The sequence below is a fragment of the Pedobacter sp. genome, from assembly GCF_041645105.1.
Taxonomy (GTDB): domain Bacteria; phylum Bacteroidota; class Bacteroidia; order Sphingobacteriales; family Sphingobacteriaceae; genus Pedobacter.
This window is the reverse complement of record NZ_JBAZQQ010000001.1, coordinates 1,359,636-1,373,376: the sequence shown is the minus strand read 5'-3', so window position 1 is coordinate 1,373,376 and position 13,741 is coordinate 1,359,636. Positions and strand designations below refer to the sequence as shown.

Genomic DNA, 13,741 nt, shown 5'->3' with positions numbered 1-13,741 from the left:
TGATTTTAATATTAAAACGTTACCTGTGCACCAAAAACAAATGTCCTCATACGTGGATAGGATGACCAATCGAGCCCCGGAGTAAGGATACTATGACGAACTGAAACCTCTGGATCCATCCCCGAGTATTTTGTCCATGTGAATAGATTTTGCCCGGATGCAGATAAACGCACTGTACTTATCTTTGCTTTTGAGGTCAATCTCTTTGGAAGAGTATAACCTAGAGCAACTGTTTTTAGCCTGAGAAAAGAACCATCCTCTATTAATCGTGTGGAATAAACTCCTGCTGGCCCTCCGCCATTGACCCTAAAAATTTTACTGGAGGTATTTTCTTCTGTCCACCGATCTTGATAGGAAGCAAATTGATTCAATAATATTCTGCTCGACTGATTTCCTTCAAAAAAAGCTTTGTTCACATTCAGGATATCATTCCCATAAGACCATTGGAGAAATACGTTAAGATCGATTCCTTTATATGCGAATGTGTTTGAAAAACCTCCGGTATGTATTGGTGCAGTTCTACCAATATTTACGCGGTCATTGCCATTAATTACACCATCACTGTTGACATCGCGATACTTGATATCCCCTGGTCTAGGCTTTATTGTAACATCAGGATTATTTGTAGGCAATCCGGGTTTTAAAATGTATTTCCCATCTGGGGCAACATCAAAATCTTCATAACCATATACCCCTTCCCAGATCATCCCAAAAAAAGTAGCGGCTGATTCACCAACACGTGCTATATATGGGAAGTCTGTATATAAATTATCAAAGGCAACAGATGAAAGCATAAACTGCTCATCTTTTGTTAGTGCCAGGATCTTGTTCCTGTTGAAACTGATGTTAAAACTACTGGTCCAGCTGAATTTCTTATTTTTAACATTAATTGTTTGCAAAGTGATCTCTAAGCCTTCATTTTGAAGCTTCCCTATATTCTTATATGCAGTTGAAAACCCAGTTACATAAGGAACATTTGCATTTAACAATAGATCGGAAGTCGTTTTTCGGTATACGTCTACTGTTAATTCAATTTTATTCTTTAAAAAACCTAAATCTATCCCCAAATCTGCTTGTGTTGTCGGCTCCCATTTCAGGTCTTTATTACCCATATTAGTCTGACGGATACCAGGAATAGGAGTTGCATTATTAAAAGAATAAGAGCCATCAAATGGCATTCCTAAGGCGGGGTCATAGCTAAAGTCGCCAACCCTATTGTTACCCGTCACTCCAATACTTGCTCTTAATTTTGCGTCTGAAATGAACTTGATATCCTTCATAAAAGATTCCCGACTCATTCTCCATGCTAAAGCAGCTGAAGGAAAATACCCCCATTTCTTTAAAAATTTTGAAGAACCATCTGCACGGTACGTTAGGGTCGCCAGATATTTACTATCATAAGAATAATTGACACGACCAAATACAGATGTCATAGTTGACAAGATGTATCTGGAAGAATTTGGACGTGGAATTCCTTCATTTAATCCCCATACACCCAATTGTTCATTAGGCAAATTCTGGGCACTTAATCCAAACCCTTCTCCAGTTATAGATTGTAAACTAAATCCTCCCATCACATCAAAACGGTTTTTCTTATTCAAGATCTTTTTCCAGGTAATGGTATTTTCATTTGAATACACTCCCCTTTCTGAATAGTTGACACCTCCATTTACACCGGCTGTATTTCCTGGGCGATCAGGAGTACCACGATGAGTTTTAGAATTGTAAAAAATCTTACTCTTGTCCAATACATTATCTATTCCTCCCTGTATTTTTATCTCCAGGTCTTTCATAAGATTATATGTAAACCATGCATTTGTACGAAAGTTAGTTGTATACCGTTCTCTGAGTTCGTTTTCTACAGACAGCATTGGATTGATTCTATAATCTGCTGTTTGGTCTATACTAGAGTCGTATAAATCATCTTCAATATCCCAATCTTCTTCATCTACCGGTCCAATACCTTTAACCGGTCGATAGCCCCATGCCGAATAGAAAAGAGAGCTACTTGCAGCACTCGCAGCCCCTGTAGATGAAATCAAACCATAGTTCATATTATGGCTATAATTAACATCAATTCCGGCCCTTAATTTTGAATTTACTGTTTGTATCAAAGCCACTTTACCTTGATACCGTTTAGATCCGGAATTGATAATACTACCACCTTGATTAAATATAGAGCCTGATACAGCATAACGAGTTTGTTTTGTACCTCCTCTTAAAGCCAGACTATGAATATTTGTGCTCCCATTTTGCAATATTTTATCCTGCCAATTTACACCTTTAATGCCTCTATAACGTTCCAGATCACTGACTGTAGCAATTCCATCTACATCAAAAATATCCCTGAAAAAGACCTGAGTAGCGATAGAAGGTGACCTTTCCAATTCATATTTAACAAACTCAAAAGGATTCATCATTTCCATTCTTTTATTGGCTTGCGCAATCCCTACTCGTCCGCTATAAGAAATTGTCGGCATGCCTTCGTTACCTTGCTTGGTTTGTACTACGATAACACCATTTGCACCTCTGGCTCCATAAATTGCCGTCGATGAAGCATCCTTTAAAACGTTAATGGATTCAACATCATCAGGGTTTAGTGATTTCGCATCAAAATCTTCAATCGGGAATCCATCAATTACATATAGTGGGGCAGTACTTTGTGTTAATGAGCCTGCTCCACGTATTACAATATTCATCCCAGATCCCGGCTGGTCTTCATTTGAAGTTACATTCACTCCTGCTACTCTACCCGCCAAGGCCTGCTCAAAAGATTGAACTGGCGCATTTGCTATGTCCTTTATACTTACAGAACCTACTGCTCCAGTAAGATCACCACGTTTAACTGTTCCGTACCCAACAACCAATACTTCGTCTAAGTCAGTCTGTATCGGTTTTAAAGCAACATTAATAGTAGTTCGGACACCGACTTTAAAAGATTGGGGAGCATAGCCTAAATAAGAGAATATCAATATGTCTTCAGGATTTGCTGAAATACTATACCTCCCAATGTCTCCTGAAACTACTACTTTGTTTGTAGTTTTATTTTTTATGCTTACTCCAGATAAGGGTTCTTTTGTTTCACTATTGATGATTACTCCCACTATATTTTTAACGACGGCTTGAATAGCCGCCGGTTTATTCCTTTCACGAATCATTACAGCCTTATCTTCTATTTTATAGATGAGTGGCTGGTCTTTAAAACATATATTAAGAATTTCCTCTATCGAAGCTCCTTTAATATTTATGGTTACCGGCTTCGTACTTTTTATGAGTTTTAGGTCATAGAAGAAGTCATAGCCACTTTGAACCCGAATGGTATTGAACACCTTCTCCATAGATTCATTTTTAACATTCATGGTTATTTTTTGTGCAAAGCTGCTTGCACTAACCTGTGAAATCATTATAGTTAAAAAGAAAAAAATCAATCTCATAACCTGTATTAATTTTGTTAAAGCGGAAACAGAACCGTGACGCTTAAATTGAGTGTAAAATTCCATACATTTGATTTGTTGGGTTTGGGTTTAAAATGTTGATTGCTTAATATTTATCCTTGTCAATAAGGCAAAAGACTCAATTTATAGCCAGAGGTGTTCCTACGCACTTCTGGTTTTTTATGCCTCTGCCAGTAAAATTATCTTGTAACTGTTACCACCCTCCCCTCTACTTTAAAATGTACCTTTCCGGTATATTCCATAATTTTTAATATCGCATCAATATCTCTGGTTCTTGAAATTTTACCAGCAAAAACCAGGTCTGCATCGGGTTTTAACTCATACACAACATCCACATTATACCATCTGGAGATCTTATTCATAATGCTCTCCAAATTTTCGTTGAATTTAAAATAACCATTTTTCCAGGCTATGACATCCTCCAGATCAACCTCTTCATTTACCTCGATTTCATCACTATTATATACCACTGATTGTTCACCAGGGGTTAATAATTTTGAATATTTAGCATTACTAACTTTAACAGAGCCCTCAATTAAGCTTGTTTTTATTACCTTTTCATCAGGATAGGCCATTACATTAAAATGTGTCCCTAAAACTTCAATAGTTTGTTCTGCACTAAATACCTTAAATGTTTTATTCTTTATTTTTGCGACTTCGAAATAGCCTTCCCCTTTCAGCTCCACCCTACGTTCATCCCCAATAAACTTAACAGGATAGCGTAATCTTGAAGCTGCATTGAGCCAAACCTTTGTTCCATCAGGGAGATAAACCTGATATTGCCCACCTAAAGGAGTTTCAATCGTATTGTATTCCATTTTCTTGCTCGACTTTGCTCCGCCCGCAACTTCAACAACCTTATAGATCAACTGCCCATCAGCTGTTTTTGAAATGCTGATTCCTGATTGTTCAGCAAGCTGTCCATGTGTTACATCTGAAAGATTAATTTTACTTCCATCAGCAAGTGTAAGTACCGCTTTATCTCCACCCGGTTTAATCTCCTGGGCATAATTGCTTTGATCTTTTTGAGGTGTCTTTTTAAAAAAGTAAAACAATAATCCTGTACTTAAGGCAAGAATGATCATACCAGCCGCAGCGATCCTTGGCCATAGCTTACTGATTAAGTGTTTTTTTGAATGAATTGGCAAACTATTCCAGACTTCGTCCAGTTGCTTTTCTTTTTCTATTTCAGAAATCTCAGGCAAAGACATGTTTTGTCTGACATACCAGGTTTCAAGGATAGCTATTTCTTCTTCAGAACAAATACCTGCGCAATATTTTTTTAATAATTCTTTAGCCTCTGAATCTTGCATAATAATAGAATGTTTTCCCTATTTATACTAAGACAGCTAGCTACCAGGCCAACAGGTAGATGAAATGAAAAATAATTCAAAAAAAGAAGAAGAAAAAGATATTCAACTTTACTTTTAGGATTTTAAGCGCATTTGTAATTTGCTTAGATACGGTTTGTTCTGAGATCTCTAATTGTTCTGCGATTTCTTTATGAGACAGGTACCCTTTTCGACTCAGCTTAAAGACCATTTGCATTTTTATTGGTAATGCATTGATTTCCTGATCAATCATCTCCGAAAATTCCTTCTCTCTGATTTGGAGATCAGTGACATAATTGGCTTCATTTATAAATTCCTGAAGAGACTCTATATACCTGGAAGAGACATTACGATGAGCAATGATATTAAATGCCTTATTACGCACAGCAACATATAAGTAACCAGAAAGATTTATTGTTTCCGGAAGCTCATTTCTTTTTGTCCACAGCTGAGTAAAAAGCTCCTGAAGCACATCTTTAACCTCTTCAAAATTGCCTAGTTTTTTATAAACATGATGCTGCAGAATACTTTTGTACCGATTGTAGATCTCTGCAAATGCTTCCTTATCATCATTTCTTAGAAGTGATATTAGTTCAGAATTGCTTAAGTCATGGTACTTAGACATTTTAAATTATTTAGTGCCTAATATCTTTTTTATTAATGTCTCGTATGCCGTTGCATACCTTAACATTCCCAAATCAGTCGGGTGTGAACCATCAACGGTACCATCTGTGCCTAATCCTATTTCCTGAGTGGACAATTGATAAATATCTTTTATCCCAGCTTTCACAAGCTGTTGGTATGCCGCAGCAGAGGTTTGGTTGGAAGTCGTAACAGTTCTACGGACTGCTGCATCCATTCTATTTTCTATAAACCCAGCATTATCAGTAAGGATTATAGGTGTTTTAGGATGCTTTTTTCTCAATGTATTAACCGATGCCAATATCCTTTTACTTACTTCCTCAGGTTTAAATCCACCCAGGTTTGGTAAGCAATCTAACACAAAAACACTGGCATCAATCTCGGCAATTAAATCAATCAATTCTTTCTCTAACTGTCCATTACCCGAAAAGCCCAGATTGATCATAGGAATTCCAAGTTTTCTTTCCAGAATAGCTGTCCATGCCATACCAGGACGTGAAGCACATCCTCCCTGGGCTATAGATGTTCCGTAGACTATTACCGGCTTCTCTTTACGAGGGGCTAAGGGTAAGAAATCTGCATTTTCAGCAACTCCAACCTCTAACCAGGACACATTGTTGTATAAAGGCAGATAAAGGTGGTATTCCCTCCCATCCTTATATTTCTTAGTATCAAGATCTAAATTGCTAAAAGTATAGGTTATGGTATCACCAAATTTATACTTCCCATTTGCCCAGGCCCAGCTTCCATCATTATTTGGGGAATATAGATCGACACCACTGACACCTGTAGCAGGGAAGTGAAGCATTGCAAAATTTTTCTTTTCAACTATGTATCTGACCACAATTTGTCTGGCCTTTGTTTTAAAGCGAAATTTTAAACCGGCAGAATTTCTGGAAAGGCTCCACACTGGTTTTCTCAAAGCATTTTCTGCTCTAACTGGAATTCTATCATAGAAATTTTGCAATCCCTTACTCCAACCTTGTCCTTCTAAGACCGGAAATTCATTTTTAGAAGGGTTCCACCATTTCATTTTTACATTTGAAGTTTGGGCAAACACCGGCATGGCAAAAAGACATACAACCGCAAACGCTATTATTTTTTGGATTCTCATGATAAGCTTTGATAATATTTCCAATTGGTGTCTACCTTCATCAACTGGTGTTAAGATTGACAATATGACTAAAATGAGCATATTGGGTAAAAAAAATAAGCTGTATCCTGGTTTCGATACAGCTTATAAGCAGTTATTATTTGGTATTATTTTTATTCATTTCGGCCTGCATTACTTTCAATTTAGCTTTCTGCTCCTCTGTCAAAATTTTAAAATACTTAACAGCCCTCTCGCCATAAAGCACTTTTAATTTGGCCTTTTTCTCATCTGCAGTTAAAGATGCATCTTTATTAACTTCAATAAGTTGAGGTTGGAATTCTTTAACTAAGGCCACAATTTTTGCCTTTTGGTCTGCTGTTGCCCCTATTTCATCCAGCAATTCAGTATCATAGTATTTAAGGACAGCTGGCTTCTTCTCCTGTGCGCTTGTAGCAAAGTTCAATGCCAGCAGCACCATAGTCATTAATAAAACCCTCTTCATGATGAATTATTTGTTTGCTTTATTTTTTTCTATTTCTTTTTTCATCTCTATTAATTTGGCCTTCTGCTCTGCATTTAAGATTTGATAATAGATTTTGCCCCTATCCCCTGAAACGGCTTTGAGTTTAGCCTTCTTATCCTCTGGACTTAAAGATGCATCATTATTTACTTCATCAAATTTTGGTTTAAACTCTTTAACCAAATCAGCAATTTTTGCTTTCTGCTCAGCTGTTGCTCCTATTTCATCCAATAATTCAACATCGTAATATTTAATGTTAGTACGTTTTTTTTCCTGAGCATCTGCCGCAAAATTTAATGCAAATAACACCATTGCAGTCAATAAAATTTTTTTCATGATTAATTTTTTTAGGTTAAAATTTGGTTCATCTTACACAATAGTGGAAAACACTTATCGTGTACGTACCCTAAAATAGAGAACATATATATTAAATCCAAATATTATTTTTTCAATAATAACATTTACAATATATTTCCATCATAAATCCCAATACATTCACATCATCTGCCCTTTTCATACAAATTTTCGTAGAAGTTTGCGAGCTCAACATTCATTCCATCTGATAATCTATTTATTTCATTCGGATATTTTGCTATCAGATTATCTTTTTTATTGTACAAGTTATAGATTACAGATGCAGACTGTATGTCTTTTTTCACCGCTGGGATATCAGCATATCTATCCAGGTTGGGAGCAATAATCATTATAGGTTTAGGTGCTACTGCCGCTATAATTTCAGCAAAATCGACTGGCACCCGCTCTGGTCTTTCAGCAAACAGCCCTAATCTTGGCATAAAGCCATGCAGGTGCGAGTAGTTCTTTAAGCTTTCATATTGCTTACTTGAAGTTCTCCAAGGCGAGAAGGCAGCAACAATTGCTAGTCCTGCGACACGATCATCTAGAGCGGTAGTCATTAATGCTACACTACCACCAATTGTATTTCCCAATAAATAAATACCATTATGGTCTATATAATCAAGGCTTTCCAAAGCGTCGATACATCCTTTCACATCACTGATCATTTTCCCCATTTTAGACCATTGCGGAAACCTGGTATAAAAGTTTGTGGCCTCATCTATTCTTGTTCCGAAACCAAACATATCAATAGCCAGTACTGCAAAACCTTTTTTCACCATTTCCTGGAATAGCAATTTATTAGCCATCCCACCATTTTTTCCATACCCTTTGGCGTACCCGGTTGAATGAGCATACTGATGTAAATAGATCACCACTGGTATCTTGCCCTTTTCAGTACTGATCTTTCCCGACTTATCTGCCGGACAATATAATATACCAGCAACATGATCTCCTATAGCAGTATATGGGCCTAGATAAATCTCCTTAGCACCATTAACTTCCGGTCTGCCAATGGTTTTATCGATCCAGTCGCGTCTTGACGGATCCGCTACAGCCACATTTGCTGCCTTCACACCAGTTGGTTCATCTCCAAGAATCCATTTAAGATTTGCTATTATTTTTTTCCTGTCTCTAGAAAAAGTAACTGTGTCTGAATAAGCCCCTTTTAACTTAATAGGAGATATACTGATTGCCAATTTCTGATCTGCAGGATGTTGTTTTTGCCAGTCAGCATAACTATAAGTATAATACAACTGATTATGCCATATTAGGTTATTTCGTTTAAACTGAATATCGAGAAAATCTATAGTTTTTTCGACATCCCTTGCAGCCACTGCATGTTCGCCCATTCTAGTCAACACCCCTATACTATTTGGAGCATTCAAAAAGTCGTAAACTTTCTTTACCGAATAATAATTTTGTTCATTGGCCCAGGGATTGAGGCCTCGTTCTACTATAGAGTAATGATAGAGCAGCCCCCTTGGCGCTATTAAAGCACCTAACAGATTCTGATCTACAGGTAACTTATCTTCTCTACCTGAAAAAAACCGCAGGCGTGGATGAAACCAATGACCGTTTAGTGCCGTGACATAATCCAGGGTCTCACTTACATATTGAGGGTCGCTAAAACGCCAGGGAGCATCCCCTCCTGTGCTTGAACTATTTGATATTGCAGCAGCAATTCTTTCATCAAACGCAGCTGCCCATAATGATTGTTTCCCATTCCGCGAATGTCCTGAAACTGCAATCTGTTTTTTATTAACCTCTTTTCTTGTCAGCAAATAATCGACAACCCTGGAAGCCCCCCATGCTCTTCTCATTAACATACTAAAATCGTAATCAGGATAAAGTGCCTGATAAGCTTCAGTATCATCCTTTGAATCCGCAGCAGCGTATACACAAGCAATGTATCCTCTTCTGACGGCCAGTTGTGCCCATCCCCTATGGGTCCATTGTGTCATGTATACCGGCAATACACCTTTTGCTTTAGGAATCATCAATTCAATATTCATGACAGCTTTATCCTGAGGTCCGAATTTAAGTCTGATTCGTTGTATCAAAGTCTCACCTTCTGTCCGCTCTGAAAGTATCTCGGCTTTTACACTCTTTGGAGCAGGAGGAAATTGTCCAGATATCCAGTGTTGATATTCTTTTTTAATCCATTCTCTCTTTTCTTCCCATTCTTCCTTTGTTTTGATCTCCACTTCCTTGCCATACTTATACTGGATTAATGGATCTGGCAGCATTGGAGAAGAACGCATTTTAGAAAAATCTGGAGGTAGTTCCTTTGTTCTTGTTAACCATTCCTGCCAGGTACTATCTTTTAAATTAACGCGTCTTGTATTCTCCTTAAAGCGCTGAGGGAGATTAATCTCCAAAATATCCTTCAGATATTGCTGTTGTCTTTCCATGGCATTCTGGGCCAAAATATTTCCAGACATACAGAAAGCAATGCAAAAAAATAATCCAATAGCTTTGATCATACAGTTTAGGTTTGGTTAGCGCCCTCAAATCAGGCAAACCACAATAGGTTAGAACAATTTGGGTACGTACCCGAAATTATTAAAAAAACTAATCCAATCAAAATATTTAAACTGTGAGAAAATAGACTATGTGCATAACAGCTCAATTACATCTGACTATCTCAGTAATTGAGCTGTGTTTAAATCCTCAATTGGTCATTTTGAGGTATTATAAAATTAAACTCCTGAAGCTTGTAACTCCTCTTCAGTTAAAATTGATTTAGGAAATAAGATATTATTCTCGAGGTGCACATGTTTATGCAAATCATTTTCAAATTCATCTAATTTTTTATAAAGAATGGTGTATGAGTTACATGCATCTGCCGGAAGGGTAAAATTAGCTGTAATCTCACGGATAATTTTCAATGCCTCTCCAGCCTCTTCATGTTCTAATTCCATCATTCGAATAGGATTAGCCACTTTACCAAATGCACTTGTAGATAAAGCACCTCCGTTACGCTGAACAGTAGCCAATTCCTTTATAAAAGGAAAAAGCATTTTCTCTTCTTTGTTTAGATGTGAAATCAGCTCCATTGCTACTTGCGTAAAAATCTGTGCGACTCTTATCAGTTCAGGATGTTGGCTACCATGAACCTTTGCCACTTTATTAGCCAGTTCCATGATAAACTGAGTATTGTCTTTTACATATTGATGATGAGTATTGATGATGTAATCTGTCAAAAATCCTATATCCCATTTTTGATAATCATTTCCTATACTGTCCACCCTATCGGCTACTTCTTCAAGTGCTTTTTTAAGTGCATTAACCTCTATACCTTTACTTTCACAAACTTCAGTGATGGTCTTTTTACCCCCACAGCAGAAGTCGATATTAAAACTTTTAAATACCTGTGCTTTCCTATAATCCTGGGTTACGATTTCACCGACAGTTTCTTCCTTGATATTTATTAAATTATCCATTTTTGGTTATTTTAATGATAACTGATTTTGTTAATTGATATCAAAGTTACTGTACTATAAACCTATTTTTTATGACTGTAATCATAAAGAACATCGATTATAAATATGATTTTTACATGCTGTTTATCTGTATACTTTGCGATTAATGATCGTTAATTCGCCTTTCTTTTCTAATGCTTTTATAGCACGAATAACTGTTTCGACTCTTAGTCCGGTTAGATCAGCTATTTGTTGCCGGGTAATTTCGACCTTATACTTGGTGTTTATTGGTGTCTTATTTATTTTAGTTCTAAAATAATCAATGAGTTTTAAAACACGGTGCTCAGGTTCCTGAGATGAAATTTCTGATGCCATAATAGATTTGTAATAGAGTCTACGGGCTAGATTGGTAGTCATGCAGAGGTGAATTTGCGGATTAGCCATTAGCAAGTCCATAAATTTATCTCTTGATAAAAGATAAATCTGCGAATTTACAATAGCTTCTGCATTTGCGGGATAAGTATCTTTCAGAAAAAGAGGTGGCTCTCCAAAACTCTCCCCTGTAGTGAAAAATCCTTGAACGAACTCCTTTCCTTCATCGTTGAAGTTATTCATCTTCACTTCACCATTAAGGATCTGGAAGTAATATCTTGGTGTATCACCTTGACTAAATAAGATTTCACCTTTGTTAAAGGTTGCAAGCCTAGCCCCAAACTGAATCAAAAGTTTTTCATCAATCATACCTGTTAAGATACAAATGCCTATCCAAATAACATATTACTTTGAAGCTAATGTCCTCCTCTTACTGATTTTTAGAGGCTAACAGCTTTGGTTTTGTGTCCCTATATATTTTCTTGCATTATATAAAACCTACTTTCTTTAAGCCCAGCAAAGTGGAATAAGCATCAGCCGAAACAGCTGATTACTCAAAGACAACCGTTTTGTTTTTATAAACAAACACCCTATCATTAAATACTAGTCTTAATGCTTTGGCAAGTACAGCTGTTTCAATTTCTTTACCTGATTTCACCATATCAGCGGCTGTATAAGAGTGATTTACCGGAATGATCTGCTGTGCTATTATTGGACCTTCATCCAGATCATCTGTTACAAAATGCGCTGTTGCGCCAATCAGCTTTACACCTCTTTCAAATGCTTGTTTATAAGGGCTTGCACCTGCAAAAGCCGGTAAAAATGAATGGTGAATATTGATGATTCTATGGGAAAAGTTCTTTACAAAAGCTGGTGATAAAATTCGCATAAACTTTGCAAGAACGACATAGTCGGGATTATAGGAATTGATTTTTCTGATAATTTCCTGCTCAGAGATTTCTTTATCATCATGATAAGGAATCAAAAAGAAAGGAATACCAAACCGGTCGCAAATCTGTTGCAAGATCGAATGATTACCGATTACACTAAGAACAGTTGCACCGAGTGTCCCAAAGTTATTTCGTACCAATATATCTGCCAGGCAATGGTATTCTTTTGTAACCATTACCACAATCTTCTTATCTGGAACTGGGTTAACATGTATAAGAGCACCTTCTGGTAAGATCTGTTCCATCTGATCTTTCAGTTGTAACTCTTCTGCTGTGCCATCAACTTCCAGACGCATAAAGAAACGACTTTCTGCCTTATCCACATGCTCGCGCATAGAAACAATATTTAACTCTGCTTCTGATAAGATCCTGGAAATATCTGCAACCAGACCAACACGGTCCTTACATTGGATGATAACAATCATGCTTGCTCCCTATTCGAAATAATTAAGGGTTTTGAAGCCTCCTTCTTTCAGGTATTCATCTTTCTTCATCAGGTGCAAATCTGACTGAATCATATCCTGAACTAATAATGGAAGATCGTATCTAGGTTTCCAGCCTAGTTTTGTTTTAGCTTTTGTAGGATCACCTAACAATAAATCTACTTCTGTAGGGCGGAAATACTTTTCATCAACCTGTACCACTACAGTTCCAGGTTTTAGATAAGTATCGTTGAGACCAAGTTTGACAACCATTTGCTGGTCTACATCAATGATAACACCGCGCTCATGCTCATCTTTCCCACTAAACTCAACTTCAATTCCCAATTCTGCGAAACTCATTTTTACGAAATCTCTCACTGTTGTCGTTACCCCTGTTGCAATTACGTAATCCTCGGCTTGTTCTTGCTGTAGAATCAACCACATTGCTTCGATATAGTCTTTAGCATGTCCCCAATCTCTTTGTGCAGAAAGATTACCTAGATATAGGCAGTTTTGCAAGCCAAGTGCTATTTTACAGGCTGCACGGGTAATTTTACGTGTTACGAATGTTTCACCTCTAAGCGGACTTTCATGGTTGAACAATATTCCGTTACAAGCATACATCTTATAAGCTTCTCTATAGTTAACAGTTATCCAGTATGCATACATTTTAGCTGCTGCATAAGGAGAACGAGGATAGAAAGGTGTTGTTTCACTTTGTGGAACAGCCTGTACTAATCCATACAATTCTGAAGTTGAAGCCTGATAGATTTTAGTCTTTTTCTCCATCCCTAATATGCGGATGGCTTCCAGCAACCTTAAAGTACCTATACCATCTGCATTTGCTGTGTATTCTGGCATTTCGAAACTTACGTGCACATGGCTCATTGCTGCAAGGTTATAAATTTCGTCGGGTTGAGTTTCCTGGATGATACGGATTAGATTGGTTGAATCAGTTAGATCACCATAGTGCAATTTAAAGTTTACACCATTTTCGTGTTGATCCTGATACAAATGATCTACCCTATCGGTATTGAATGACGAGGCTCTTCTTTTTAAACCATGTACAAAATACCCTTTTTTAAGCAAAAACTCTGCTAAATATGCACCATCTTGTCCTGTAACACCTGTTATTAAAGCTACCTTCATCAATATTATTTTTTTTTAAATTGTTGGC

The 13,741-nt window shown here is 37.1% G+C and carries 11 protein-coding genes; all 11 read right to left on the bottom strand.

Going from position 1 to position 13,741, the window contains the following annotated elements; genetic code table 11:
* Positions 1-11: 11 nt before the first annotated feature.
* Entirely contained in the window at positions 12-3,434 is a 3,423-nt protein-coding gene (locus WC623_RS05895; protein ID WP_372848900.1) for a TonB-dependent receptor, read from the bottom strand.
* Positions 3,435-3,634: 200 nt separating this feature from the next.
* Complete coding sequence (locus tag WC623_RS05890; RefSeq protein WP_372848898.1) at positions 3,635-4,768, bottom strand: FecR family protein; 1,134 nt, start codon at positions 4,766-4,768, stop codon at positions 3,635-3,637.
* Between the two features lie 76 nt (positions 4,769-4,844).
* Positions 4,845-5,411 carry an RNA polymerase sigma factor gene (locus WC623_RS05885; protein ID WP_372848895.1) on the bottom strand — a complete coding sequence of 189 codons (567 nt, stop codon included), beginning with the start codon at positions 5,409-5,411 and terminating at the stop codon, positions 4,845-4,847.
* 6 nt (positions 5,412-5,417) lie between these two features.
* Positions 5,418-6,542, bottom strand: a complete 1,125-nt coding sequence (locus WC623_RS05880) for an SGNH/GDSL hydrolase family protein (protein WP_372848893.1) — start codon at positions 6,540-6,542, stop codon at positions 5,418-5,420.
* Positions 6,543-6,678: 136 nt separating this feature from the next.
* A complete protein-coding gene (locus WC623_RS05875) occupies positions 6,679-7,023 on the bottom strand; it encodes a hypothetical protein (protein WP_372848891.1) in 345 nt (114 codons plus the stop codon).
* Positions 7,024-7,029: 6 nt separating this feature from the next.
* Positions 7,030-7,377, bottom strand: a complete 348-nt coding sequence (locus WC623_RS05870; protein ID WP_372848889.1) for a hypothetical protein — start codon at positions 7,375-7,377, stop codon at positions 7,030-7,032.
* Positions 7,378-7,541: 164 nt separating this feature from the next.
* Positions 7,542-9,881 carry a serine aminopeptidase domain-containing protein gene (locus WC623_RS05865; RefSeq protein WP_372848887.1) on the bottom strand — a complete coding sequence of 780 codons (2,340 nt, stop codon included), beginning with the start codon at positions 9,879-9,881 and terminating at the stop codon, positions 7,542-7,544.
* A 216-nt stretch (positions 9,882-10,097) separates the two neighbouring features.
* Positions 10,098-10,841 carry an iron-sulfur cluster repair di-iron protein gene (gene ric, locus WC623_RS05860; protein ID WP_372848885.1) on the bottom strand — a complete coding sequence of 248 codons (744 nt, stop codon included), beginning with the start codon at positions 10,839-10,841 and terminating at the stop codon, positions 10,098-10,100.
* Positions 10,842-10,964: 123 nt separating this feature from the next.
* Positions 10,965-11,561 carry a Crp/Fnr family transcriptional regulator gene (locus tag WC623_RS05855; protein ID WP_372848883.1) on the bottom strand — a complete coding sequence of 199 codons (597 nt, stop codon included), beginning with the start codon at positions 11,559-11,561 and terminating at the stop codon, positions 10,965-10,967.
* Between the two features lie 181 nt (positions 11,562-11,742).
* Entirely contained in the window at positions 11,743-12,567 is an 825-nt protein-coding gene (gene purU / locus WC623_RS05850) for a formyltetrahydrofolate deformylase (protein WP_372848881.1), read from the bottom strand.
* 9 nt (positions 12,568-12,576) lie between these two features.
* The gene (gene gmd, locus WC623_RS05845) at positions 12,577-13,713 is read right to left on the bottom strand and encodes a GDP-mannose 4,6-dehydratase (protein WP_372848879.1); all 1,137 of its coding nucleotides are present in this window, start codon (positions 13,711-13,713) and stop codon (positions 12,577-12,579) included.
* Positions 13,714-13,741: the final 28 nt, after the last annotated feature.

Coding starts and splice junctions, on each gene's coding strand:
- WC623_RS05895 (WP_372848900.1), bottom strand. CDS start 3,434: ATGAGATTGATTTTTTTCTTTTTAACTATAATGATTTCACAGGTTAGT.
- WC623_RS05890 (WP_372848898.1), bottom strand. CDS start 4,768: ATGCAAGATTCAGAGGCTAAAGAATTATTAAAAAAATATTGCGCAGGT.
- WC623_RS05885 (WP_372848895.1), bottom strand. CDS start 5,411: ATGTCTAAGTACCATGACTTAAGCAATTCTGAACTAATATCACTTCTA.
- WC623_RS05880 (WP_372848893.1), bottom strand. CDS start 6,542: ATGAGAATCCAAAAAATAATAGCGTTTGCGGTTGTATGTCTTTTTGCC.
- WC623_RS05875 (WP_372848891.1), bottom strand. CDS start 7,023: ATGAAGAGGGTTTTATTAATGACTATGGTGCTGCTGGCATTGAACTTT.
- WC623_RS05870 (WP_372848889.1), bottom strand. CDS start 7,377: ATGAAAAAAATTTTATTGACTGCAATGGTGTTATTTGCATTAAATTTT.
- WC623_RS05865 (WP_372848887.1), bottom strand. CDS start 9,881: ATGATCAAAGCTATTGGATTATTTTTTTGCATTGCTTTCTGTATGTCT.
- ric (WP_372848885.1), bottom strand. CDS start 10,841: ATGGATAATTTAATAAATATCAAGGAAGAAACTGTCGGTGAAATCGTA.
- WC623_RS05855 (WP_372848883.1), bottom strand. CDS start 11,561: ATGATTGATGAAAAACTTTTGATTCAGTTTGGGGCTAGGCTTGCAACC.
- purU (WP_372848881.1), bottom strand. CDS start 12,567: ATGATTGTTATCATCCAATGTAAGGACCGTGTTGGTCTGGTTGCAGAT.
- gmd (WP_372848879.1), bottom strand. CDS start 13,713: ATGAAGGTAGCTTTAATAACAGGTGTTACAGGACAAGATGGTGCATAT.